The organism is Microbacterium schleiferi, assembly GCF_038150145.1.
GTDB lineage: Bacteria > Actinomycetota > Actinomycetes > Actinomycetales > Microbacteriaceae > Microbacterium > Microbacterium schleiferi_B.
Window position 1 is genome coordinate 239,551 of sequence record NZ_JBBWSA010000001.1, and the last position, 25,631, is coordinate 265,181.

Below are 25,631 nucleotides of genomic sequence, written 5' to 3' on the forward strand. Positions count from 1 at the left end.
GGCCGGATGGTGAGTGTGCCGGAAGCCATGAGCCTAGTCGCTGACGTCTTCCGTGCCCGGCGACCTGCTCGTTCTTGTCGCGGCGAACAGCCGCTGACTCCTTCCACCGTGGATGGCTTTAGACGCCGCGCCGATACGCGGTCCAAGAACTCGTCGTCGTCCCCTCCGTGCGTGCGGTTCAATTCAATCCGAGTGCGCCTCGTGCTGTATCGAGGAGCACCTGTGCGCGTGCCTCGAATGAGTGTTCTTGACGTACGCGTTCAGCAACACTTGACGCGATATCCCCGGGGAAGAGGTCGCCAGGGGCGCAGCGCAGCAAGTCCACGAGTTCCCCGGAATCACGGAATGTTTTCACCGCGTCGCCGAACAGCTCATTTATGCCCTCGACGTCATCGCTGATTACGCGGCCCCCGGCCGCAACCACATCAAAGAGGCGGTTTGAGATGAAGCCGTCGCGTCGCATGTCGTTCCAGTGGTCATTCAGCACGACCGCCGCGGACTCGTAGAGCTCGGAGAGCTCGTGATTCGGCACGTACGGCGCTTCGACGACGTGGGGAGGCAAGATGCCCTCCCACTCGCTGCCGAAGACGCGAATCGGGATCCCAGCGGAAACAGGTGTGATGACAGCGGGCCGGGGCACTCCTCGGCTGTTGCCGACGAAGACGATGTGAGGGGTGCGAGGCGTGCCGCGGGGATGGAACAGCTGCGGATCGGTGCATTGGAGGAGAGGTTCGATCGGCAGCCCCCAGCGAGCTGACGTCTCCCGTGCCCATTTCTCCGAGGCGGCGAAGACCTTGTCGAAGTGGCTGGCTTCGCGTCGTGTGACGAGGTCCGGATGGCTAATGACCCACAGCATCGAGACTCCGCCGGTTACGGGCTCGACAACGTCCAATCCGCGGATGACGAGAGTGACGTCATCGAGATAGCCGCTCGGGCGCGTCGTGATCTCGTGGTGGTCGATCACAACTTCCTGGCCGAGCCGTCGCAATGCCGCAGCCAGAGATCGGGCGAAGTGGGTGTCGCCCCATGTTTCACCAACTGCTCCTGCTGGTGAGGCGATTCTGAGGGCCCAGCGCAGTCGGGGTACTTCCTTGCCGCCCACCGTGATCGTCCTCCGGTCTCGGATCACGACGGGATGTAGGCGCCCACGTTGTGATAGGCGGGCATGAGCAATATCGCTGCCGCTACCTGATTCACCCTCCGCGGGCGGTTCGACGAGAGACACCCGTTCCACATGTGGCCGGTCGGCTCGGTAATGGCTGACTCGAAAGTCGAGCGGTGAGAGGAGCGCGTTCACATCCGTCGCCGGTTCGTTGCTCATCACATCCCGAATCCTGCTGAGGCTCCCGTCAGGATCTATCCGAGCGAAGTCCTCTTCTAGCTCCACGTGGAGCATCTCAAGATCGGTGGCCGCGACGGTCTGATAGTCAGAGTGGAGTTGCCGCAGGGCAACGGACAGGGCCGGTAACTCGTATTCGTTGTACAAGAGGGGATCGAGTCCGCGCGCCGAGATGAGGTCACGAGTCCGTACCGCGAACGTCCGCCCGGAAAGATATGGGACGGGAACCTCAGTGCCTAGCGCCCGAGCATCTTCTATCGGGTGGCGACTGAGGAGGTCCACGGGAGCCGCCGCGGGTTTTGGAACCGCTGCGCCGATCGTAACCACCGTGCCGTCGCGGTGGCGCAAGACTGGCATGAGCGCGCGCGCACCTCTTCCGTCGAGGCGTTCTGACAGCGTTCGAACAGTTGGTGTATCGAACCGTGCGGCCGGCTCAATCATCACCAACTTCTCATGCGTCGCAACGTCGAGCATCATCGTAACCACATACGAAAACGGCTCCGGGCCGCCGAATAGGTGGGTCTTGACGCCAGCATGTGCTGCAGCGATCTGGCCTCGAGCCCAACTGCTTGGATCGGGGGCGATGAACGCGAGGTGCACAGTCTTGTCGGGGTCACCTGCCAGTTCGACCGCCTTCTCCAACTTCTCGTCAACGAGGGGGTCCTTGCGTGACACGATGACAACCACGTCGGTTCCAGGCGTGAGCTCGCGGTCGGCAAGCTCGCGCCAATCGAGCAGGTTCTTCACCCGTACATGAGTGTTCCAGCCCAATGGCTGCGAGACGGAGATGCGATCGGAACGATGCGACTCATTCCAATAGATCGCTCCAAGAACCGGGACGTGCGTAATTGTGCACCGCTGAGCGATACGGAGGATGAGGTCATAGTCGACTGCGCGCGCAAGCGTCTCGTCAAAGCCACCGATCCGTTCGATGACGTCTCGTCGTACCACGAGGATGTTGAGGTCGACAACATTGCCGTTTTCGAGTGAACGGAGTTCGGCCGGCGCTTCTCGGAACAGCCGTTTCTCACCGTCGATGGTCTCCAGCGTCGAGAAGGCCGCCTCCAGGTCGCCCTCGCTCATGGCGATCATCATGTCCTGCAGGAAGTTCGGTTCCCAGACGTTGTCGCTGTCCAGGAAAGTGAGGTAGTCGCCTGTCGCCTGAGATAGGCCAGCATTCCGTGTGGCACTTACTCCGCTGTGCTGTCGGGGGATGTAACGGATCCGGGGGTCGCGACTTGCGAGGAGTTCGGCAAGCAATCGTGTATCGTCCCATGATCCGTCGTCGACGATGAGGACTTCCCAGTTAGCCCACGTTTGCGCTAGCACGGAGTCCACAGCACTACGTAGTTCCCCTGCTCGGTTCCACGTCGCGAGGATTATGCTGACGAGCGGTTGCTTTCGGCCCGCAGGCCAAACCCCGAGTGTCGGAACGCCGTGAAAGTGACGCGTAAGCCGCCGTGCTCGTCGGAGAGCGTCCGATTGAGCCCAGGGCGCGAGGGCCGCGGCGAACTCCGCGCGCCACTCAGACCACGGCATCGTGACGAGCTGGCCGCCACGTGTGACTGTGATCGGGGTCTGCGGGTCGTGCTGTGCTTTATTGCACATATGCCCGACAGGACCTGCTGGGTGGCGCAGCGCGTTCGGTTCCTCCCTCGCGTATTGGGCGGCATCCCAGAAGGGGCTCACTGGCGCGGAAAAGGAGCGAGTCCAAAGGTACTCGAACACTGGCGGCCGCTCCCCGCCGCCTACGCTCCGCCGCAACGTCGCGTCGTCGAGGAGAGCGTTTATCGGCAGACCCGCCCAATGCCCCCACCTGACGTAGTGTTCTGCCGCTTCCTCCGCTGTGATTCCAGGTTGTGACGTCAGCATCCCGTAGAGATCGACGTCAATGAGACCGGATTGGACGATCCTTTTCGCCCGTCGTATCGGATCAGTGCGCTCGAACGCGCCGCGCAACGCAGGAACTCGCCGCAACTCCCGTGCGAGATCCTTGGCGGCACTGATGGGACCAGCCATCTCCTAGTTCCCCTTCCAGCCTGACTTGCCCTGACGTCGGTATCCGTACATGCGGCGCGCCAGCGGGTTGAGGTGCGCGGGACCGGCGTTCTCGTAGACGCGGCTCGGATAGAACTCAGCGGTGTTGCGTATGTAATCGCGAACGCCATCGAAAGCGAGGGGGAACTCACGTTCGCAGTCGGTCAGCAGACGGTCAGAACCGAGCCAATGTGGGTCGTACCGCAAGGTATCGAACTTGACAACGGGGTACCGCGCACGGTCGAACACGAAGTCTGCGAAGTCGGTCGCCCAGTTCAGGTTGTTGCTCTCGAACGGATCTCTCCAGCGTCGGATACTGAAGTGGTCTGAGAAGTTGTGGAACTTCTCGGGGAAGCTGCGCCGGCGCTGCACCAGCCAGTGGACGCCACGGAGGTTGGCGAGTCGCCTTTCTCCTATGGTCGGTTCGAAGTACGAGCCCAGACGAAAGCCGGATTTGCGCATAGCGGAGCTAATTCCGATCTCCTGCGTCAAGATCGCTGCCTGTCGGTTGGGGGCCGGGCGGAAGTCGGACCAGAAGCCATGGAATCCCTGGGAGCGCAAAGCCGGCTTGGTGAAATAGAGGAAGTAGCTCTGAATGTGCTCCTGGTGCCGCCACGTCTTCGTGAGACCCCAGACTTCCACGGGGCGTGTATCCATCGTCGAGATCACGGGTTCGTAGGAGTTGATCACGCCGACGTAGGAGTCGTTCGTCAGGAGCACGCTGTCGTAATCCCGCCCCCAGTTCGCGCGCTCAAGGCCGTCGCGCCACGAGGCGAAGTCTTGGCCGTAGTTGGGGCGCTCGATGACTTCCGCCCTGCTCGCGAGCGCCTGGCGGCCGCGTGGAGTGAGTGAACTCGTCGTTGCGACGATGATGCGATCGAACGACATCGACAATGCGTCCAGTTGCCGGATCACGTGCGGCGCAGCATCCCCCGTCGCGTCGTAGTGGGCGACGATCACGAGCCGCTTCTTCATGAGTGCACCTCCAGGGGAGGCATCGGCATCCACTCTCGATCTTCTGCGATTGAGTGGCCATCACGCAGGCCGCGGAACAGGTGGCTCGTCCCGCGGAAGGTCCGCTCGACCACGACCAGGCGGATGAGCTCCTTGGCGAACGTGAGGCTCGTGCCGAGTGCGAAGGGAATCGGGCGGTAGAAACCGACGGACCGGTAGTACTGCTTGATGAGCGCACGGTTGCGCATGATGTAGTACCGGTAGGTGTCGCTTGAGGCGTTCATATGGCGTACGCCCATGTCCCACTGTTTGATCTCGCGGGTGCGACGCAGTACGAACTCGTTCACGATGACCGATGTTGTAACCCGAGAGGCCAGCCAGCCGTATACCTGATCGTCCCAGTAGATGAAGAACCTTGGGTCTGGCAATCCGATCTGACGGACGATGTCGCGGTGGATGAACATCCCTTCGAAGCACCCGGAGTTCATCTCCTTGTACCCCGAGTCGTCGAATTCGGCTGGCGCAAACGGGATGGGGATCCCCATCCGCTCGGCGATGCGGTACTGCCAGTAGAACTCGCTGCCGTCGAAGTCGTAGCGTCGTCCCTGGATCGAGCGGAAACGCTCCGACCACCGGCCCATCTTCGCCAGTCCGTCGGGGATGACTTCGACGTCGTCATCCATGAGCCAGATCCACTCGGATCCCAGTTCATACGCTGTCTTCATCCCAGCGCCGAATCCTCCGGACCCACCGGTATTGGTTTCGAGTCGGCGGTAGACCAGTTCGGCGCCAAGACGGTCGCGGAAGGATTCCACGACCTCGGTGGTGTCGTCAGACGAGGCGTTATCGATGACCACGACGCGGCCGGGCTTCGGATCCATCTCGCTGATGCTCGTCAGCAGTCGGGAGAGCAGTCCGGAACGATTGAACGTCACAGCGACGATGGTGGCGGTCAACGGATCGAATGCCGCAGGCGTCAAGGTCATTGCTTCTCCTCGAATGCAGCGCGCCACGCCTCGGGTGATGTGAGCCGAGACAGCTCGGTGCGATACTGCTCAGCCAGTCTCGGCCACCGTCGTCGGAGTTGGCTGTGCAGCCGCAGAGACTCGCGGAGCGTGCGTCGATACTGGTCGCGGTCACGTGTGTAGATGTTCTTGCCGCGTCCGTCGGCGGAACTGACGAGAGCACTGTCGTAGACCGGAAGGCGCCACCAGTGCGCGTCGAGCTTGCCGAACTCTACCTCGGGCTGTGCGAGGTTCGCTGGATCGGGCCGGTGGATCCAGTGCGAGACGAGAGTCCTCAGCGTGAACCATCGCAGTCGCATGCCTGTCGGGTTGTCGTACTCGTGCCGTCGCGACTGTTTGAAGACGACGCGTCCCTTGCGGGCGCGGAGCTTCGTGCTGTCGTCGCGGTGCACGACGGTCTCGGGGAACTCGGCCGCGAGTGCTCGCGCGGCAGGCATGGCAGTGGCGAGGTTTTGCCACATGTGCCGCGGCCCGCTCAGAATATCGCGCAGCGCCTGATGCCGAAGCGTGACGGGGTAGTACTGCATCATCATCAGGTGCTTGAGATCCATCCTGCGGCTGTGCCGAAGGAGCGTGCCTCCCTCCGGAGCGCGAGAGTGGAGGAGTCCTGCGACGATGCGGTTACGGGCGTGAAAATAGGCCTGCCAGTCGATCGTGTCGTCTTTACCGACCCACGACACATGCCACAGGGCGATGCCTGGTACTGAAACCGTAGGGAACCCTGCCTCGCCAGCGCGGAGGCAGTACTCGGCGTCATCCCACTTGATGAACGCCGGCAGGGCGAGGCCAATCTCGCGGACTGTCGCCATCGGGATCAGGCACATCCACCAACCGTTGTAGTCCGAATCCAGCCTCTGGTGCAGGATCTTCGTCTGGCGCAGGTTGCTCGCGCTGAAATCGTGCGGGAACTCCTCCTGGTAGAGAGTGCGCCACATGAACGGGACCTCATCGACGACCTCGGCCCACGCGTGCAGCTTCGGGCGATCCAGCAGGTCGAACATGTGCGCACCCACGATCGTGGGTCGGGTGGCATATTGCCCGAACACGATGGAGCGACGGAGGGACTCGGGCTCGATGAGAACATCGTCATCGAGGAGCTGCACGAAGTCGCTGTCGGGCCGGTCGAGGGTTTCCAGCATTGCCCGTGAGAACCCACCCGATCCGCCGAGGTTGGGTTGACGGATGATCTGCAGCGTCTCTCCGAGGCGCTCGCTCAGCTCAAGATGCTCGGGTCGGTCGGCGACGAGATCGGTGCCCTGGTCGATGACGAAGATCCGGTCGACGAGCTCGAGAACATCAGGGCTGTCAGCCAGGCTCGCGAGTGTCTGCATGCAGTAGTCGGGCTTGTTGAAGGTCGTGATGCCGAGGCTGGCTTTGCCGGTGCGAACGGGTTCCTGCTCGGTGGTCCACTCCGCGCCCTCGAACACCGCCGCGCTCTCGTCGGCCACGATGTCGAACCAGATCCAGCCGCCGTCGCTGTAGCGGTCAAGTGTCAGATCGAAGTGCGCTTCCGAGTCCCCTGTGACTTCGCGGGTGTCGAGGCGCTGGCGTACGCCGTTTCCGTTGGATCGGTACACCAGGACGGTTGCGGGACCGCTGGTGCGAACGGTGAGGCGGATGTCACGGACCACCGTCCAGTGTTGCCAGTAGGAGGCGGGGAACGCGTTGAAGTAGGTTCCCAGCGACACACGGCGCCCGGCGACGATGCGGGCTCGCCGACGATCGAGGATGTTGCCCAGGTGGGCCCGGCTCGATACCCGTACGGGCTGCTCGTCGATCACAGACCAGATTTCGGGGTCGGCGTAGAGAGGGAGCAAGTCAGGGTCGCGTTCCAAGGGGAAGACGACGTTCTGCAGGACGTGGGTCACCAAGCAAGTCTCCGGTCAGACGAAGGGTGGCTGATCGAGGCCGAGACCGTAGCCTACCTTCCCGTCCTTGACGCTTTCCGTGTGGCGCGCCCCCTCGCGCGGCTGCAGCTTCGCCAGGAACAGCACGGTCAGCATCCATCCCCACAGCAGGAGGGGGCTCGACTCGGTGATCCCCTGGATGACGACGATGACCCCGACCGCGACGGGGAGCAACGAGACGGTGGCGGTGACGCGGTCGTCCCGGCGCTGCCACCGGTGGTGCCGCACCGCGAAGACCCAGGTGCGCCACACGAATAACACGTACAGGCAGGCGAGGAGCACCACCCCGACAACGCCTAGCTGGAACCACACGTCGACCCACACGCTGTGCGCCTGGATGATGTGCAGCCCTCGGGGCATGACGATCCAGTCGGAGAACGCCGGATCCCAGGGGATCCACGGAGTGGCGAAGCCGTTGCCGACGACCGGCTGGGCGGCCCCGCGCGAGAATACGAGATCCCAGATCTCGGTGCGGTCCGTGAGGTCTCCGTCGCGGCCGAGGAACGACAGGATGCCGCGCCGCATCACCCACGCCAGGCCCGCCGCGACCGCGCCGACCACTGCCGCCGCGAGATAGACCCGCATGCGACCCGCCGTCGTGCGCGCCATACGTGCCGCCAGCAGGATGACAAGGGCGATCGCGAGAGCGATCGTCGCGATGAACGCCGTGGCTGACTCGGTGCGAACGAGGAGGTATGCCGAGACGGCCAGCGCGACCGCGAACAGGCCGCGAGACCGCGGCTCGATGACCAGACGGATGCTGAGCACGACCACCGAGAGCAAAGCCAGCATGGCGAGCAGATTGGCGTTGCCGACAATGCCGTCAAGGCGTCCGTCCGTGAAGAGCTGGGCGCTCGTCCAGATATCGCTGCGCGCGGTGTCGGCGTCCACCGCAGCGAACTCGATCCCGACCGGGCCGCCCACGACGAGCGCTGCCCAGGCTTCGAAGACCACCGACAGCGCCATAACAGCGGCCAGTGCCCAGGCCAGAGCCGATACGAGCTGGCGCCAGGTCAGCATCGCCGCAAGCGCGATGGCGACCAGCGTGGTCGCTGCTAGCAAAGTCCAGGTCAGGGCAGTCGTTTCCGGCCACCGCGACCACGCGAGGCTGGCACCGGCCCATCCTGCGAACGCGAGCGCGGTCCAGGGGAGTGCCCGCCACTGCGGTGCACGGATCATGCGTGCGGCGAGAACAGCTACCCCCGCGCACGCGATGACGCCGGCGGCAGCTGCGGCGGGTGCGCCGAACGCCGCCGCCCATCCGGGTGCCGTGAAGGCGATGAACAAGACCACGCCGGCCCACAGGTGCGGGGCGCGACGCAGCGGGATCGTGGTGGAGGGGGCGACGACAGGAAGTGTGGCCGTGGAGGCGCTGAAAGCCGTCATCGATGGCCACGCTAGCTGGCCGACATCACAGATCGGTCACGGACTCCCGAGCCTTGCCACCGAATCCGACGCGACCAGAACAGCCGGAATCAGCCGGTCAGCTGGCGCGCAAGAGCTCCCCGCGCTCGATCGCCAAACGCTGTTCCGCGGGTCCTTCGCCGATGTGCGGGGACTGCTTGATCTTGGATCCGAGCACGATCATCAGCATCCATCCCCAGCCCATGAGGGGCGCCGTTTCGGCAACACCCTGGACGAGCAGTACCGCGGCAGTGAGCGTTGGCAGCAGGGTGAGCGCCGAGTATGGCCGATCGGCCCGGAGATCCCAGCGGGGGCGGTCGACAGCGAAAAACCATGAGCGCCACACGAACGCCAGGTAGGCGAACCCGAGGAGGAAGACGCCGACGACGCCGAGTTGGAACAGGATGTCGACCCAGACGCTGTGCGCTTCGGTAACCTGCCTGCCCTCGAGCACGATCCAGTCCTGGAACGCGGGATCCCACGGCAGCCAGGGGGTTGCGAAGCCGCTGCCGATCGCAAGGTGGTCGCCGGCGCGTTCGAGGACGGCGGCCCAGATCGTCTCGCGATCAAGGAGGTCAGCCGTGCGATCAAGCGCGGTGAACACGGGGACACGCCAGATCCAGAGCGCAAGCGCGCCGGCTGCGCCGATCACGGCATAACCGAGGTAGTAGCGCGTGCGCTCGCCGGGCCTGCGGGCGGTGCGCATCAGCAACACCGTTGCCAGCACGAGCGCGACACCGGCGGCAGCGATCCACGCGGTCACGGATGCTGCGAGCACGAGCGTCAGGGCTGACAGCCCGATCCACACGCCGAGCATGATCCGGCGCGACTCACGTGCGGCGAACTCGATCGCGAAAACGATGACCGCCAGCAGAGCGATCATGCCGAGCAAGTTCGGGTTCCCGATCACGCCGTCGATACGCGCGCCGGCGAAGATGCCGCCGCTGATCCACTCGGCACCACCGGCTGCGGCATCCGTCTCGAACCCGGCGTAGAGCGGGCCGCCGACGAGCCACGCCACCAGGATCTCGGCGGCAAGGGACAGCCCGATGACCCAGCCGAGGGCCGCCCCGATCGCTCGGACGATCTCGCGCCACGTCAGCACGCTCGCGATGGCGATCCCCTGGAAGGTCGTGGCGACCAGCAGCAGCCATGTAAGTGCGGATGTCTCGCGCCATCCCGACCACGCGATGGACAGCCCCGCCCACAGGATGAACGTCCCAGCGATCCAGGGCAGCCGCCGCCACTGGAACGGCGGGCGGATGACCGCGACCATGATCGCCGAACCGGCAACGATCACACCGCCGACGATCGCCGTGAGGGGCACGCCGAATCCGAGCGCCCAGCCCGGAGCGGTGAACGCGAAGAAGAGGCTGAAGACCATCCATCCACGCAGCAGAAGATGCCGGGTGCGCTCCCGCTCTGGAGCGACCGGCGGCGCCGAAGCTGGGTGACGGCTGAAGCGGGCCATGGTGTTCTCAGGCTATCGCTCAGCGTCTGCCCGGCGCGGGGAGCACTGGCACGGATGCTGGTGCTGCCGTCGGTACGCTGGTCGCGTGCTGGTTCCGCTCACGAACACGCCCCGCGACTACGCCTGGGGGTCCCCGACTCTGATCGCCGAGCTGGAGGGACGGACCCCGACCGGTGCGCCCGAGGCTGAAGTGTGGTTCGGGGATCATCCCGGCCACCCAGCCCGCGTGCCTGACGGTCGCGCTCTCGGCGAGTGGCTCGCCTCTGGCGACGCGCCTGAGGGCACTCCGGAGCGGCTCCCGTACCTGCTGAAGATCCTCGCGGCGTCGTCCTCTCTCTCCATTCAGGCGCACCCGTCGAAGGAACAGGCCGAGGCGGGTTTCGCGCGCGAAGACGCCGACGGTGTGGCCCGCGATGCGGGAAGCCGCAATTACCGAGACGACAATCACAAGCCCGAGATCATCGTCGCGATCAGTGATCGCTTTCGTGCCCTTGTTGGGTTGCGCCCCTTGGATCAGACTCGCCGGCTCCTCGCGACGCTGGGGGCGGGAGCGGATCCCCTTCGGTCGAGGCTGACGGGTGAACAGGATGCCGAGGTTCTGCGGGCTGCTCTGCGATGGGCTCTGAGTGAAGAGGCTCGGGCGAGTCTCCCAGACCTCGTCGGCGCGATCCGTCGCGCGAACAGCGAGGAGTTCAGGCAAGAGCTCGACGTCCTACGGCGGATAGCGGATGAGTTCCCCGGAGACGGAGGGCTCATTGTTGCGCTCCTCATGAACCTTGTGGTGTTGCGGCGAGGGGAGGCAGTCTTCGCCCCTGCGGGTGTTCTCCACGCCTATCAGGACGGCTTGGGTGTCGAGCTGATGGCCGCGAGCGACAACGTTCTGCGTGGCGGACTCACACCGAAGCATGTTGACGTGGAAGAACTCATGCGGGTGGTCGATACGACGGCGGGTGCGGTCCCGCTGGTCGAGCCGCATGGCGCCGGTGAGCTCGTTCGCTACGACGTCGGAGTACCGGACTTCTCGCTCCTGCGTGTAGACGTGAATACGGGGACCACAGCGCACGTCGGATTGATCGGCCCCGCGATTGCTCTGTGCGTCGCCGGAGATGTTTTCGTCGCCGCCTCGGGAATGGAGCTGAAGCTGAGTGCGGGCCAGGCGGTCTTCGTCACAGGGGAGCCCGAAGTCTCGATCTCGGGCACTGGCGAGGTGTTCGTCGCCGAACCAGGTCGCTAGTCTCGACCCGCGACACGCCGCGAAATCCGCCAAGAAGGTTAAGGCGGCGATTGAGGGTTTACGATCTGCGACTTGACCGCAGCGAACTACACCGGTGTAATTACTGCAACACGCTGACCGCGTGGGGGAGTTCTTGAGGTGGGGAGAACGACATGTCGGCTTCGCAGTATCGGTCGGGTGTGCCGGACAACTGGTTCGTCGACCCGGTGCATCTCGGTGTGCCCGGTGTGCGTCGCGTCGACCCCGAAGACGAGAACGCGCTCGCCTGGCAGACCGACGCGCTGTGCGCGCAGACCGACCCCGAGGCGTTCTTCCCGGAGAAGGGCGGCTCGACACGGGACGCCAAGCGCATCTGCAGCTCCTGCGATGTCCGCGGCGAGTGCCTGGAGTACGCGCTCCAGAACGACGAGCGGTTCGGGATCTGGGGCGGCCTCAGCGAGCGCGAACGTCGGAAGCTCAAGCGCCGGGCAAGCTGACCGGAGGGGGCGGCCTTCTCGCCCACGGCGGCTCTCAGCCGGAAACGCCGGGCCCAAGCCGCGTGCGTCGGGGGACGCGACCATAGGCTGACGGCGTCATGCCCGGCACTGTTCACGCGATCGTCGTCGTGCGTCCCGACGGTCGCACGTCCGCGGCGTACCACCTTCGTCGCACTTTCGCGTCCCTGGCGGCGGGCTCTCGTCGTCCGGATGCCGTGACCCTCGTGGTGTGCGGAACCGACCCGGCTGTCGAAGACGCGCTCGAACCCGGAAGCCTTCCCGATCCCACCGCCGATGGGCGCGGCGTGCGCGTCATCCGTCTCGGGCGGCGGACGCGGTTCGCGGCGGCGGTGGCCAGCGCAGCCCTCGAGCCGGACCCGCGAAGCGGCACGGGGATGGATGCCGACCTGCTGTGGCTGCTCGCGCAAGACACCGCTCCCGAACCCGAGGCGCTGGCCCGTCTCGCCGGGCAGCTTGAGCTCTCACCCACGCTCGCGTTCGTGGCGCCAAAGCTCGTCCACCATGACAGACCTGAGCGGATCGTGTCGCTCGGGGTCAGCATGACACGCGCCGGCGCGTCGGTAGAGCTTGCCGCCGGGGATCTTGACCAGGGCCAGCGCGATGGCATCGCCGATGTATTGGGCTCCGACGTCCGTGCCGTGCTCGTCCGTGGGTCCGTCTTCCGTGCGTTGCATGGGATCGACCCGGCCCTGCGCGACGCGGACGAAGGCCTGGACCTGGCGGTGGCGGCACGCCTCATGGGAGGCCGCGTTGCTCTGGTCCCCACCACGCGCGTCGGCGTCTCGGGCGATGGTGTCGCTGGGCTGCCGTTCGCTGACACCGGTCGCCACCGCCGCGCGATCATCGCGCGGCGCCGTGCGGCTCAGCTACACCGACGCCTGACAGCTGCCCATCCGCTGCTGCTCATCCCCATCTGGCTAACGCTTCCGTTCGTTGCCCTCGGTCGCACGATCGCGCAGTTGGTGATGAAGGATCCGGGGCGGATTGTGGGGGAGTGGACGGCCACGATACTCGCGATGGTGCGCCTGGCCGCAATCGCGCGCGGCAGACGCCGCCTGCGCCGTCACCGCAGCGTTCCCTGGTCGAGGATCGCAGGTCTCCGTGTCTCGACCGCGCTCGCCCGAGAGCGTGCGGCAGAGCCCGAAGAGCCCGAGCCTGACGCGCTCCCGCGTGGCGAGCTTCACTTCTTCAGCGGTGGAGGGGCGTGGCTCGTCCTCGCGATGGCAGTTCTCTCCCTCGCTGCCTTCCCCGCGCTCCTGGCGTGGCCAGCGCTCGGCGGCGGCGCTCTCCAGCCGCTGCGCGATACCGTCACAGCGCTCTGGGCTGACGCGGCCTACGGACTACGACCCACGGGGTGGAACGTGTCGGGCCCGGCCGACCCGTTCTCGGCGGTCGTTGCGGTCATCGGTTCGCTCTGGCCTTTCGCGCCCAGTCGCGCTCTCGTCCTCCTGTGGCTGGCGGCTCTGCCGCTGGCTGCCCTCGGCGGGTGGTTCGCGGCGACGCGGATCACCGACCGCCCGGTGCTGCGCATCACCGCCGGTGTGGCGTGGGCGCTTGCGCCGACCTTCCTTGTTGCCCTGACCCAGGGCATCCCGACCGGTGTGATCGTGCATCTTCTGCTGCCGTGGCTGGTCTTCGCCGGTGCCGTCGCGCACCGCTCCTGGGTCCCGGCAGCAGCTGCCTCACTGCTTGCCGCAGCGGTCATCGCCGCGGCTCCCTCGCTCGCTCCCGCGCTGGCTCTCGCCCTGATCGCGGGGGTCGTTGCGGCTGCCGTGCGCCGTTCCGGGGCGAGTGTCGCACGGATGCTGTGGATTCCCGTTCCGACGATCGTGGCCTTCGCGCCCGTGGCATGGGCGCAGCTTCATGCGGGAAACCCGTGGGCGCTTCTCGCAGACCCCGGCGCCCCGATCGAGGCCCTCGCGCAGACGTCGGATGCGGGCACTCGACTCTGGGTGTCTCTCGGGTTCCCGGCCTCGAGCGGCGCTGGATGGGCAGAGCTCTTCTCCACCCTGCCGCTGTGGGTCCCGGCAGCGCTGCTGGTGCCTATCGCGCTGCTGGCGGCATCCGCTGCTGCGACGCCGAGATGGCCCGTCGGGCTGGCGCACCTCGCACTGATCGTGCTCGGCGTTACCACGGCTGTGGCCGCCACGGCCGTCGCGGTGCGCTTCGACGGCGCGAACGCTCTCACGCTGTGGCCGGGAGCGGGACTCAGCCTGGCATGGTGGGGCGTCGTGGGCGGCGCCATCCTGACACTCGATCAGCTCGGTCGGGCCGAAATGGCTCGGTTCCGTCGGCGCGCCGGAGCGGTATCGGCATCCGTCGCGGTTGTCTGCATGGCGACTCTCGTGATCCTGGCAGCACCCGCGCTCACGGCGTCGGCGCGGGGTGCGACAGCCCTCACCAACGGTCCGACCAGCACGCTGCCGGCGTACGTCGAAGCCGATAGCGGTGGCGCCACCGCGCGAGGAACGATGGTGCTGACCCCCGAATCCGACGGCAGTCTCGCCGCACGCGTCGTCTGGGGCGGCAGCGAGACCCTGGGTGCCCACAGCACCGTCCTCGAGACCCGGACTGCTATGGACGACGCCTCATCCCAGCTTGCTGCCACGGCCGCGGCGCTCGTGACCTCGACCTTGCCCGACGCCGTTGCAGCGCTGGGCGAGCAAGGGATCGCGTTCGTCCTGCTCGCTCCCGGCGCCGACGCCCCGGCGGCTGACGTGCTCCGGCGCGAGTCTGCCACGGCACTCGATCAGCGCGATGACCTCGATCCCGTCGGAGCAACCGAGCGAGGTGATCTGTGGCGTGTCACCTCCGACATCGCTGCGCGGCCCGGCGCCGAAGGTTCAGCCGGCGCAATCGCGCTTCAGATCCTGCAGTTCGCTGTCATCGTGATCGCCCTCTTGCTGGCGGCGCCGACGGGGCGGAGTCGGGCCCGTGCTCGGCAGCATCCACGCATCGTGGGCCTGACACCCGCTGAGCGGGCGATGGATGCCGGGAGGGCTCGCCGCCTCGAGGATGGCGCACAGGAGGCCCAGGCTCTGCCGAGCGAGCCGACGGGCGAGGAGACGACATGACCGGCACAGCCTCGCGCTGGATACGACCCCTCTTCGGTGCCCTGGCGGGAGCGGGCGCCATTGCGGCGATAGTGCTGGTGCCGATGATCGAGGTTCCCGCGATAGCCCCCGAACCGGCATCCGTGGCTGTTTCGCCGCCGTCGGCTGGTCAGACCCTTGTCTGTGCCGGCGACCTGCTCGTGTCAGCGCGAGATTCGACAGCCGTGAGCTCGATCACCGTGGCAGCGCCGCAGGCTGTGGCAACGGCAGGGGAGAGCGCGATCGATCGCGGCGAGTTGGACTCGGATGCCGCGGGCGCAGCTCCCCTCGTGCTTCGCTCGCCGCCGGGGTCGGAGCCTTTCGCTGCCGCGGGTTCTGCCACGGTCGGCGACCCCGACCTTGCGGGATTCAGCGCGGCGTCGTGCCGCCTGCCGCTGCTGGACTCGTGGCTCGTGGCCGGAGCTGGCACGACAGGCGCCGCCGATCTTATCGTGCTCTCCAACCCGGGAGAGGTCGCCGCGACTGTCACACTCACTGTCTACGGTGCGTCCGGAGCCGAGGTTCCGCCCGGTGGTGGAGGCATCGTCGTGCGCCCCGGCGCTCAGCGCATCATCCCGCTCGCGGGCATCGCCCTCGGCGAGGAGAGCCCCGTCGTGCACGTTCAGGCCACCGGCGCCCCGGTCGCGGCATCCCTGCAGTCGAGCATCACGCGGGTCCTTGAGCCCGGCGGGGTGGACCAGTCAGGAGCGCTCAGCGAACTCGCCACCAGCCAGACGATCGTCGGCGTCACGGTCACCGAGGGAGCTCTCGCTACCGGGACCGGGCTTTCGGGAACCATGGTGCGGGTGCTCTCGCCGGATGCCGATACCGAGGCGACGATCTCGGTGCGAGCTGTCGGTGCTGCAGCGCCGGCCATCGACCCGGTGAACGTTCAGCTCCGGGCGGGAATCCCAGCGGCCGTCGAGATGCCGAGTCTGCCGGTCGGTTCCTACACGGTGGATGTTGTGGCCTCGACACCGGTGGCGGCGGCGGTGTGGCAGACCACCGGCTTCGGTGCGGGATCCGACTTCGCGTGGTACCAGGCGTCTCCGCAGATCGACTCTTCCGCTGTGGTCGCTGTGCCGAGCGGGCCCGGTCCGGTCCTCACCATCGCCAACCCCGGCTCAGCGGATGTGACAGTCGAGCTTGCAGAACCGGGGTCTGACCCCGTCCCGGTGACCGTGCCGGCGGGCGCGAGCGTTCAGGTGCCGCTGCGGGCCGCGACAGCGTACGAGCTCACTGGGGGGCCCGTGCGCGCGGGCGTCGGCTACGTCGGAGCTGGTGCGCTGGGTGCCTTCCCGGTTCTCCCCTCGACCGCGGGCCAGGAACCGATCGTCGTCTACCCCTGAGCCGGCCTCAGAAGTAGCGGAAGCGGTCGGGGCCGAGATCCCACGGATCCTTGCCGAGGTACTGCGCCGCAGCGCGGAACACGGCGCCCTCGATCAGCATCCGGCGATGCAGATCATCGTTGCGGTGCAGGTGCGACAGGCGCTCCAGCGGCACTCGGTACAGGATGATGCGCTTCTGGTCGGTCAGTACCGCCCACCGGGGGATGCCGTCGGCATCCGTTGCGGGGGGCATGTCGCCGATCTCGAAGCTGACGTCGCGAAGCTCCTCCCACGCCGATCGGAGGAACTCCGCCGCGGTGCCGACGGTGAGGTCGAACCGGTCGATGCGGGTGTCCAGGGGTGGGAGCGGCGGGCGAACGACGGGGCTGCGTCCGACGCGCCCGTGGCGCCCGTGACGTGCGGGGCGCCGGGATCTCGCCGGGGCTGAGCGGGAGCGTCGCCAGGCCATGCGCCCATCCTAGATCGGCTGGCCCCGCCGGATCTCCACCGTTCCGGTGTCACGGATGCACGGTTTGCGCCGCCCGCGACCCGCAGCGCGTGACACTCGAACGGCGGCGGTGGTTGGCGGGACCCGCGTGGCGGCGAGGAGGACGCGGGGCATGCGGGTACCGTGACGGTGATGCGTGAACGGTTGTGCTCCAAGATCGCGTGCGCGCGGGAAGCCGTTGCCACGCTCACCTATGACTACGGTGACCAGATGGCTGTGCTCGGCCCGCTGGGTCCCGAGGCGGTCATCCACGCGCACGATCTGTGCAGCATCCACACCGAGCGGCTCGCGATGCCGCGGGGCTGGGTGGTTGTGCGCCACGAGACCCTGCGGGCCTGACGGGGCGCAGCTCCGGCAGCCGGCGGCGTGGGAGAATACCGCTCATGCCGACTTCCACGATCGCCGCGCTCGATTACACCGTCGCCGACCTCGCGCTCGCCGATGCCGGACGCCACCAGATCCGCCTCGCCGAGAACGAGATGCCGGGCCTGATGGCTCTGCGCGAGGAGTTCGGTCCCCAGCAGCCGCTGCGTGGCGCGCGGATCGCGGGCTCCCTGCACATGACAGTGCAGACGGCTGTGCTCATCGAGACACTCGTCGCTCTCGGAGCCCGGGTGCGGTGGGCCAGCTGCAACATCTTCTCGACCCAGAACGAAGCTGCTGCTGCCGTCGTGGTGGGTCCGACCGGCACCGTCGAGCGGCCCCGGGGCGTTCCGGTGTTCGCCTGGAAGGGCGAGACCCTCGCCGAGTACTGGGACTGCACCGATCGCATCTTCGACTGGTCGGCAGAGGGCTTCGACGGTCCGAACCTCATTCTCGACGACGGGGGTGACGCCACCCTCCTCGTCCACAAGGGCGTCGCGTTCGAGAAGGAGGGGGCCGTGCCGGATGCCGCTCCTGGCGATTCCACGGAATACCGGGTGGTTCTCGACGTGCTGCGACGCTCGCTGGCCAGCGACCCCGAGCGGTTCACACGCATGAGTCGGGAGCTCGTCGGTGTGACCGAAGAGACGACGACCGGCGTTCACCGACTCTACGAGCTGGCACGCGACGGCGAGTTGCTGTTCCGAGCGATCAACGTCAACGACTCGGTGACCAAGTCCAAGTTCGACAACAAGTACGGCATCCGTCACTCCCTGCCCGACGGTCTCAACCGCGCCACCGATGCTCTCATCGGCGGCAAGGTCGCGTTCGTCGCCGGGTACGGCGATGTCGGCAAGGGGGCCGCTGAAGCGCTGCGTGGCCAGGGCGCTCGCGTCATCGTGAGCGAGATCGACCCGATCTGCGCGCTGCAGGCAGCGATGGACGGGTTCCAGGTCGCCCGGCTCGAGGATGTCATCGATCAGGTGGACATCCTCATCACGGGCACCGGTAACCGCAACGTCGTCACCGTCGATCACCTGCTCGCGATGAAGCACCTCGCGATCGTCGCCAACGTCGGACACTTCGACAACGAGATCGACATGGCGGGTCTGGAGAGCCTCGCCGGAACCGAGCGCGTCGAGATCAAGCCCCAGGTCCACGAGTGGAGACTTCCCACCGGCCGGAGCGTCCTGGTCCTCAGCGAAGGACGCCTTATGAACCTCGGCAACGCGACGGGTCATCCCTCGTTCGTCATGAGCGCGTCGTTCACTAATCAGGTTCTCGCCCAGATCGAGTTGTGGACCAAGCGCGACAACTACCCGCTCGGTGTGGCTACCCTCCCCAAGGCCCTCGACGAGAAGGTCGCGCGCTTGCACCTTCCCGCACTGGGAGTCCAGCTGACGCAGCTTTCCGGTGATCAGGCCGCCTACATCGGCGTTCCGGTCGAGGGGCCGTACAAGCTCGAGCACTACCGCTACTGACGCACCGTCCGGACCGTCGTCGTGTCGGCATCCCCGGCGGTCAGGGTCGCGAGGCGCTCGTTCTGCAGAGCGAGAGCCCGGCCCTCGCGCGCCCGCCGCAGGGCTACGACACCGCGCAGCAGCGTCTCGGGGTCCACGGGCGGGAGAGGCGAGACGTAGGGGGTGACCTCTGACGCCAGCGCGGCGGCGACCCGGGCCCGCGCACCGGGGTCGAGGTAGGCGGCCTGGTGGGCGAACTGCGAGACCCGCCGCGCCAACCGATCGGGCATGCGCCCGACGTCGGCGACCGCTGCCCAACTCGCGAGAGTCGGAGGCAACTCGGCGGGGCGCGGCTGGAGCTTCGGGGCACGCGAGCGCTCGCAGTATGTACCGGCGACAAGGTCGCCGAGGCGCTGCGTCCGTGGCGTGAACGCACCGACGATCGCGGCCACCGCGCCCGCGGTCAGCCAGATCTCCAGCACCCCGATGAAGGCGCGGATGAACGCGTGGCGGAATCCTGCAGCGCCGCCGTCGACGCGCACGATGCGGCCGCCCACTGCCCACCGGCCGAGGCTCGAGCCGCCCGTGAGTGTCTCTACGAGCGCCGGAACGAGCACCAGGACGATGACCACTGTCGTGATTCCGAGAATCGGCGCCGCCGCGGCATCCAGGAACGCGCCGCCCAGCAGCCAGTTCGCCACGACGGCCAGCACGATCAGGAGGACGACTGACGCGACGACATCGATCAGACAGCCGAGGGCCCGCTGAAAGAAGCTCAACGGCTGGATGTCGAGTGCTACTGCTTCGCCGGTGAGCACTTCGTCCTGACGGATGTCGACCGTCATCGGGTGCTCGGAGGCCATGGGTACAGTAAAGCAAATGGATCTCGATGCCCTGACTGACGCGCGACGCGCGGAGTGGGCGCGGCTGGACCAGCTCGGCCGTTCCCGCAGTCTCTCAGGCGCCGAGATCGATGAACTGATCACCCGGTACCGGGCCGCGTCGGCGGATCTCGCCGACATCAAGACGACCGCGGGGCGCACTGCCGAGGGGGACTATGTCTCCCTCCTGCTCGCTCGCGCGCGTCGGCGGTTGACCGGCCGCGGTGAGAACCCACTGCGGCAGATTCCCCGCTTCTTCGTCTGGCAGTTGCCGGCAGCGCTCTACCGGCTGCGGTGGACCACCGTCGCCGTCGCAGGACTGTTCGTGCTGGTCGCGACGGTGGTAGCAACCTGGATCTCCCGTGACCCGGCATTGATCGCGTCGCTGGGCTCACAGGTGCAACTCGAGTACTACGCGGATGTCGAGTTCGAGGGCTACTACAGCGAGAATCCCGCAGCCGTCTTCGCAGGCACGGTCTGGACCAACAACGCGTGGATCGCAGCTCAAAGCGTGCTGTTCGGGATCACCGGGATCTGGCCGGTCATGGTGCTGGTACAAAATGCCGTCGCGGTCGGGACAGCAGCCGCCGTGCTCGCAGCCTTCGACCGCATCGACACGTTTTTCCTCTTCATCCTTCCGCACGGCCAACTGGAGCTCACGTGTGTCTTCGTTGCTGTCGCGGCTGGCCTTCACCTCTTCTGGTCATGGGTCGCGCCGGGTCCGCGCATGCGCGGTGAGGCTCTCGCTTCGGAGGGTCGGGCGCTGGCGACGGTGGCGATCGGACTGGTCTTCGCGCTCGCTGTGGCGGGGGTCATCGAGGGTTTCGTGACCGCGCAAGCGTGGCCGTGGGCCCTCAAGATCGGTATCGGAACCGTTGCACTCGCGGGATTCCTCGTGTACATGCTCGTCGTCGGGCGGCGAGCGGTGCGTGCCGGTGAGACGGGGGACCTTACGGAGTTCCACGCCGGCACCGCTCGGCTGTGGACTGGCGGGTGAGCGTGACCCATCACGCTCACTCCTTTTGAACCGATCAAAAATGCGCTAGCGTCGAGGTGTGATGGATGCGCGGGGGATCGCCGGCTCGGAGCCGGTCGAATCGGTGATCCGCGCAGCGGGACTTCGGGTTACGAGCGCGCGTCTGGCGGTGCTCGACGCTCTTCGGGAGCACCCTCACGCCAGTGCCGATGCAATCTTCGCGGATGTCGATCGCCGCGCTCCCGGGACCACCCTGCAATCCGTCTACAACGCGCTGAGCGACTTCGAGGCGGCGGGACTCGTACGCCGCATCCAGCCGGCCGGCCAGCCCATGCGGTTCGAGGTCCGCATCGACGACAACCACCACCACATGGTGTGCACCTCGTGCGGGCGGGTCGAAGATGTCGACTGCGTCACCGGCGAAGCACCGTGTCTGCATCCGTCGCAAACCCACGGCTTCGCACTCGCCCAGGCCGAGATCACATTCTGGGGCGTGTGCGCAGCGTGCGCCGCGACAGAGACCGACACTTCATCACCTACCCACAACCCGACCGTCACGGAAGGACGATCATGAGCGAAAACGACCCGGCAGTCACCCCCCTGGGGGAACAGCCCAATGACATCGATCAGTCGGTCACCGTCACCGACACCGACGAGGCGGAAGTCGCCGAGGCCACGGGCGACGGCGCCTGCCCCGTCATCCACGCGCAGCCCCACCCGACGAACGGTTCGGCCAACCAGGTGTGGTGGCCGAACAAGCTGAACCTCAAGATCCTCGCGAAGAACCCCGTTGAGGCGAACCCCTACGGCGGTGACTTCGACTACAAGGCCGCGTTCGAGACCCTCGATCTTGACGCCGTGAAGAAGGACATCGAAGAGACCATCACCGTCTCGCAGGACTGGTGGCCAGCCGACTTCGGCAACTACGGACCGCTCATGATCCGCATGGCCTGGCACAGCGCGGGGACCTACCGCGTGATGGACGGTCGCGGTGGCGGCGGCACCGGGCAGCAGCGGTTCGCTCCGCTGAACAGCTGGCCCGACAACGTCGGCCTCGACAAGGCTCGCCGTATCCTGTGGCCGGTCAAGAAGAAGTACGGGCGCTCGCTGTCGTGGGCCGATCTCATGATCCTCGCCGGCAACGTCGCGCTCGAGAACATGGGATTCAAGACCTTCGGGTTCGCCGGCGGACGCGTCGACGCGTGGGAGCCGGATGACGACGTCTACTGGGGCCCCGAGACCACCTGGCTCGGCGACGAGCGCTACACGGGTGAGCGTAACCTCGAGCGACCGCTCGCTGCCGTGCAGATGGGTCTCATCTACGTCAACCCCGAAGGCCCGAACGGCAACCCCGACCCGCTGGCATCGGCGATCGACATCCGGGAGACCTTCAAGCGGATGGCGATGAACGACGAAGAAACGGTCGCGCTGATCGCCGGTGGTCACACCTTCGGCAAGACGCACGGCGCGGCATCCGATTCGTACCTCGAGAACAACCCCGAGGCCGCCGGGCCCGAGATGCAGGGCCTGGGGTGGAAGAACAACTTCGGCTCAGGCAAGGGCGACGACCAGATCACGAGTGGTCTCGAGGTCACCTGGACCTACCACCCGACCCGTTGGGACAACGAGTTCTTCCACATCCTGTTCGGCTACGAGTGGGAGCTCATGAAGAGCCCCGCGGGTGCCAACCAGTGGCGTCCGGTCAACGGCGGCGGTGCCGACATGGTTCCGCTTGCCCACGACCCCTCGAAGCGTCGCGAGCCCCGGATGCTCACGAGCGACCTCGCGCTGCGGTTCGATCCCGAGTACGAGAAGATCTCGCGCCGGTTCCTCGAAGATCCGGAAGCTTTCGCTGACGCATTTGCGCGCGCCTGGTTCAAGCTGACCCACCGCGACATGGGCCCGAAGGCTCGCTACCTCGGCCCCGAGGTTCCGGCCGAGGACTTGGTGTGGCAGGACCCGGTGCCGGCTGTCGATCACCCGCTCATCGATGAGGCAGATGCGGCGCTCCTCAAGCAGCGCATCCTCGAGTCGGGCCTTACTGTTGCAGAGCTCGTGCAGACCACCTGGGCTGCGGCATCCACCTTCCGCGGAAGCGACAAGCGCGGCGGCGTGAACGGCGCTCGCCTGCGCCTTGCCCCGCAGAAGGACTTCGAGGTCAACAACCCCGCCCAGGTCGCCAAGGTGCTCGGCGTGCTGGAAGGCATCAAGGCCGAGTTCGACGCGTCGGCAACGGGTGGCAAGAAGGTGTCGCTGGCCGACCTCATCGTGCTGGCGGGCAACGCCGGCGTCGAGAAGGCAGCGAAGGATGCCGGTGTCGAGGCTGTCGTGACGTTCCACCCCGGGCGTACCGACGCCACGCAGGAGCAGACGGATGTCGAGTCGATGCAGTACCTTGAGCCCGCAGCCGACGGTTTCCGCAACTACCTGGGTCCGATCGCCGCGGCATCCGGTCTGCCCGAAGAGCACCTGCTCATCGACAAGGCGAACCTGCTGACCCTCACCGCCCCCGAAATGACCGTTCTCGTCGGTGGTCTGCGTGTGATCGCGGGCAACTACGACGGCTCGGCTTACGGTGTGTGGACCGAGCGCCCGGGAGTACTCACGAACGACTTCTTCGTGAACCTTCTCGACCTCGGCACCACGTGGCGGGCGCTTGACCCCGGCCAGCACGCCTTCGAAGGGAAGAAGGACGGATCGGGTGAGCTCGTCGGCCGCGGAACCCGGGTCGACCTGCTGTTCGGCTCCAACTCGGAGCTGCGCGCGATCGCCGAGGTCTACGCGAGCGACGACGCGAACGAGCAGTTCGTGCGTGACTTCGTGAAGGCGTGGGGCAAGGTCACCGAGCTCGATCGGTTCGACCTGGTCTGAGCCTCAGTCTCGGCATCCAGACAGAAGCGGCCCGTGTCTCGTCGGAGGCGGGCCGCTTCTGTTGTGCCGGGTGCGTCGTCAGCTGACGCGTGCCTCTGCCTGAACAGGAGGGAGCGGCTTGCGCTCGAACAGTGCGCGGTGCGCGAATCCGGCCAGGAGGCCTCCGACCAAGGGGAACACGATGAACACCCACAGCTGCGCGAGCGCCTCGCCGCCGCCGTAGATGGCCGTCGCGATGGAGCGGGCAGGGTTGACGGAGGTGTTGTCGATGGGGATCGAGACGAGGTGGATCATCGTGAGCGTGAAGCCGATCACAAGCCCCGCAAACTTCTCGGCGTTGCGCTGGGGATGCGTCACCCCGAGGATCACGAGCAGGAAGATCGCGGTGAGCAGGACCTCGGCGACGATGGCCGCACCGAGGCCGAATCCGCCGGGGGATGCCGCGCCGTACCCGTTGCTTGCGAAGCCGCTGTCCTGAGCGGCGCTGAGCCAGCCGTCAGGACCGAACAGTCCGATGAGCACGATCAGCGTCGTGCCGACGGCGCCGCCGATGACCTGGGCGATGAGGTAGCCGGGAACGTCTTTCCACGCGAACCGCCCGGCAGCGGCGAGTCCGAACGTGACAGCCGGGTTGAAGTGGCCGCCCGAGATCGGACCCCACGTGTAGATGCCGGCCATCAGGGTCAGACCGAAGGCGAGGGAGACTCCGAGGAAACCAACGCCGAGCGAGGTGCCGTTCTCGCTCGCGCCGAAGTTCGCGGCGAACAGGGCGGTGCCGATCGAACCGAACACGAGCAGGAAGGTGCCCAGGGCCTCGGCGATGAGCTTCGGGGCTGTGCCGGGGGCGGAAGTGGTCTCAGCCATCTCTGGCTCCTTTCATTCGGCCGAAACCTAGCGCTCTCAGGCGACTCACAGGCAAACGACTCGCCCCGGAGGCGTGAAATCGCCCCGCTTTCATCTGTGTGACCCCGCGGTCAGGCCGCGGTTCGCCGTTCAGAGCCGGCCGAGCGCCTTGAGCGCGAGGTAACGGTCGGCAACGCGCGGTGGCAGATCCTCGGCTGAGGCCGACAGGGCGTCGATGCCCGCGCGAGAGAGCGCCGTCACCATTCGGTCGGCATCCCAACGGGCCCGTTCCCGCGCGGCGGCCTCGAAAGCATCGGATTGTGGCGCCTCGGTCTGCTCGGGCTGGGCTGCGGCAACGAGAACGTGCGTGTGGCTGGGAATGAGGGGGAGAGCGCCGAGGAAGCCCCGAGCGGCCTCCGGATCGTCGTGTGCCGTGAGCACGACGATCATCGAGGGCCGGGTGGTCAGGAGCCGGGCCTGCGCGAAGGCGGCGTCCCAGTCGGTATCGATGAGCCCGGTATCCACGGCGACCATGGCGTCCACGAGGGCGGGCAGAAGCGCCGCACCGTCGCGACCGGTCACCCGGGCACGCACCGCCCGGTCGAACATCAACAGGTGGACGTGGTCTCCAGCTTGCGCCGCGAGCGCCGAGAGGAGGAGGGCTGCCTCCATAGCGGCATCCAGTCGCACGCCGTCACCGACGCGCGTCGCGGCGGTGCGACCGGTGTCGATGATGATGACGATGTGGCGGTCGCGCTCGGGGCGCCACGTGCGCAGCATTGTGGCGCTGGCCCGGGCCGTGGCGCGCCAGTCGATCGAGCGCACATCGTCGCCGCGCACATACTCACGCAGGGAGTCGAATTCGGTGCCCTGTCCGCGCACCTGAACGCTGGTGTTCCCGTCGAGCTCGCGCAGCCGCGCGAGGCGCGAGGGCAGATGACGCCGCGAGGTGAAGGGCGGCAGAACCCGGATGCTTCCCGCAACGGTGATCAGGGCGCTCCGCCCCGCGATCCCGAGGGGCCCCGCGGAGCGCAGTGCGAGTCCGGCGCTGCGCAGCTCTCCGCGCCGACGGGGCAGCAGCGACGTGACCACCCGACCCGACGCGCCTGGGTCGATGCGTATCACCGCCGTTCCAGTGACTGCGCCTGCGGTCGGCTGCCAGGCATCCCGAACACGGAGGCTGAGCGTTCGTGCACCCGTGTTGGTGACTGTCGCCGTCACCTGGGTCGCTTGGTCGCGCAACACCTTCGTCGGTCCGGCGCGGGTGATGCTCACCTGACGCGGATTGGGGGCGGCCAGCACATCGATCCCGAGCAGCAGCACGCAGAGCCCGAGCCAGGCAGCTGCCCCTGCCCAGGCAGGGATTCCGCCGACCGAGCCGAGGATCACGGGAACAGCGCCGGCACCCACGAGAAGCGGGTAGCGACCGGTCACGTACATG

General features: G+C 66.8%; 19 protein-coding genes. 9 read left to right on the forward strand and 10 right to left on the reverse strand.

What is annotated here, in order from left to right:
* Positions 1–178 precede the first annotated feature (178 nt).
* From AADH62_RS01040 to AADH62_RS01065, 6 genes are all read right to left on the reverse strand, one after another.
* Positions 179–3,358 carry a glycosyltransferase gene (locus AADH62_RS01040; RefSeq protein WP_341577877.1) on the reverse strand — a complete coding sequence of 1,060 codons (3,180 nt, stop codon included), beginning with the start codon at positions 3,356–3,358 and terminating at the stop codon, positions 179–181.
* Between the two features lie 3 nt (positions 3,359–3,361).
* The gene (locus AADH62_RS01045) at positions 3,362–4,351 is read right to left on the reverse strand and encodes a rhamnan synthesis F family protein (RefSeq protein ID WP_341577879.1); all 990 of its coding nucleotides are present in this window, start codon (positions 4,349–4,351) and stop codon (positions 3,362–3,364) included.
* A complete protein-coding gene (locus AADH62_RS01050) occupies positions 4,348–5,316 on the reverse strand; it encodes a glycosyltransferase (RefSeq protein WP_341577880.1) in 969 nt (322 codons plus the stop codon). Before AADH62_RS01050 ends, AADH62_RS01045 begins: the two co-directional genes overlap by 4 nt.
* Complete coding sequence (locus tag AADH62_RS01055) at positions 5,313–7,223, reverse strand: glycosyltransferase (RefSeq protein WP_341577881.1); 1,911 nt, start codon at positions 7,221–7,223, stop codon at positions 5,313–5,315. The genes AADH62_RS01050 and AADH62_RS01055 overlap by 4 nt, the downstream gene beginning before the upstream one ends.
* Before the next feature lie 15 nt (positions 7,224–7,238).
* On the reverse strand, positions 7,239–8,648 hold the full coding sequence (locus tag AADH62_RS01060; protein WP_341577882.1) for an O-antigen ligase family protein: 1,410 nt from the start codon (positions 8,646–8,648) through the stop codon (positions 7,239–7,241).
* Between the two features lie 97 nt (positions 8,649–8,745).
* Complete coding sequence (locus tag AADH62_RS01065; RefSeq protein ID WP_341577883.1) at positions 8,746–10,137, reverse strand: O-antigen ligase family protein; 1,392 nt, start codon at positions 10,135–10,137, stop codon at positions 8,746–8,748.
* 85 nt (positions 10,138–10,222) lie between these two features.
* Here AADH62_RS01065 and manA point away from each other — a divergent pair, with 85 nt between their 5' ends.
* The 4 genes from manA to AADH62_RS01085 all read left to right on the forward strand — a co-directional run bounded on the left by manA (position 10,223) and on the right by AADH62_RS01085 (position 16,309).
* The gene (manA, locus tag AADH62_RS01070) at positions 10,223–11,371 is read left to right on the forward strand and encodes a mannose-6-phosphate isomerase, class I (protein ID WP_341577884.1); all 1,149 of its coding nucleotides are present in this window, start codon (positions 10,223–10,225) and stop codon (positions 11,369–11,371) included.
* Between the two features lie 152 nt (positions 11,372–11,523).
* Entirely contained in the window at positions 11,524–11,847 is a 324-nt protein-coding gene (locus tag AADH62_RS01075) for a WhiB family transcriptional regulator (RefSeq protein WP_228177570.1), read from the forward strand.
* 98 nt (positions 11,848–11,945) lie between these two features.
* A complete protein-coding gene (locus AADH62_RS01080) occupies positions 11,946–14,942 on the forward strand; it encodes a glycosyl transferase (protein ID WP_341577885.1) in 2,997 nt (998 codons plus the stop codon).
* Positions 14,939–16,309, forward strand: coding sequence for a DUF5719 family protein (locus AADH62_RS01085; protein WP_341577886.1), 1,371 nt, complete (start codon positions 14,939–14,941; stop codon positions 16,307–16,309). The genes AADH62_RS01080 and AADH62_RS01085 overlap by 4 nt, the downstream gene beginning before the upstream one ends.
* A gap of 7 nt (positions 16,310–16,316) precedes the next feature.
* Here the strand turns inward: AADH62_RS01085 and AADH62_RS01090 are convergent, their stop codons facing one another.
* The gene (locus AADH62_RS01090; protein WP_341577887.1) at positions 16,317–16,757 is read right to left on the reverse strand and encodes a metallopeptidase family protein; all 441 of its coding nucleotides are present in this window, start codon (positions 16,755–16,757) and stop codon (positions 16,317–16,319) included.
* Positions 16,758–16,928: 171 nt separating this feature from the next.
* Between AADH62_RS01090 and AADH62_RS01095 the strand changes: the two genes are divergently transcribed.
* Positions 16,929–17,135 (forward strand): DUF3499 family protein, encoded by a 207-nt coding sequence (locus AADH62_RS01095; protein WP_195693236.1) that lies wholly within the window; start codon positions 16,929–16,931, stop codon positions 17,133–17,135.
* A 44-nt stretch (positions 17,136–17,179) separates the two neighbouring features.
* Positions 17,180–18,640 carry an adenosylhomocysteinase gene (ahcY, locus tag AADH62_RS01100; RefSeq protein WP_341577888.1) on the forward strand — a complete coding sequence of 487 codons (1,461 nt, stop codon included), beginning with the start codon at positions 17,180–17,182 and terminating at the stop codon, positions 18,638–18,640.
* Here the strand turns inward: ahcY and AADH62_RS01105 are convergent.
* Positions 18,634–19,482 carry an RDD family protein gene (locus AADH62_RS01105; RefSeq protein ID WP_341577889.1) on the reverse strand — a complete coding sequence of 283 codons (849 nt, stop codon included), beginning with the start codon at positions 19,480–19,482 and terminating at the stop codon, positions 18,634–18,636. The genes ahcY and AADH62_RS01105 overlap by 7 nt on opposite strands.
* A 16-nt stretch (positions 19,483–19,498) precedes the next feature.
* On the opposite strand from AADH62_RS01105, the gene AADH62_RS01110 reads away from it, so the two are divergent.
* From AADH62_RS01110 to katG, 3 genes are all read left to right on the forward strand, one after another.
* On the forward strand, positions 19,499–20,497 hold the full coding sequence (locus tag AADH62_RS01110; protein WP_341577890.1) for a stage II sporulation protein M: 999 nt from the start codon (positions 19,499–19,501) through the stop codon (positions 20,495–20,497).
* A gap of 61 nt (positions 20,498–20,558) precedes the next feature.
* The gene (locus AADH62_RS01115; protein WP_341578015.1) at positions 20,559–21,050 is read left to right on the forward strand and encodes a Fur family transcriptional regulator; all 492 of its coding nucleotides are present in this window, start codon (positions 20,559–20,561) and stop codon (positions 21,048–21,050) included.
* On the forward strand, positions 21,047–23,347 hold the full coding sequence (gene katG / locus AADH62_RS01120) for a catalase/peroxidase HPI (RefSeq protein ID WP_341577891.1): 2,301 nt from the start codon (positions 21,047–21,049) through the stop codon (positions 23,345–23,347). The genes AADH62_RS01115 and katG overlap by 4 nt, the downstream gene beginning before the upstream one ends.
* Before the next feature lie 78 nt (positions 23,348–23,425).
* Here katG and aqpZ read toward each other — a convergent pair whose 3' ends face one another.
* Positions 23,426–24,211, reverse strand: coding sequence for an aquaporin Z (aqpZ, locus tag AADH62_RS01125; RefSeq protein WP_341577892.1), 786 nt, complete (start codon positions 24,209–24,211; stop codon positions 23,426–23,428).
* A gap of 129 nt (positions 24,212–24,340) precedes the next feature.
* Complete coding sequence (locus AADH62_RS01130) at positions 24,341–25,630, reverse strand: DUF58 domain-containing protein (protein WP_341577893.1); 1,290 nt, start codon at positions 25,628–25,630, stop codon at positions 24,341–24,343.
* Between the last annotated feature and the right edge of the window lies 1 nt (position 25,631).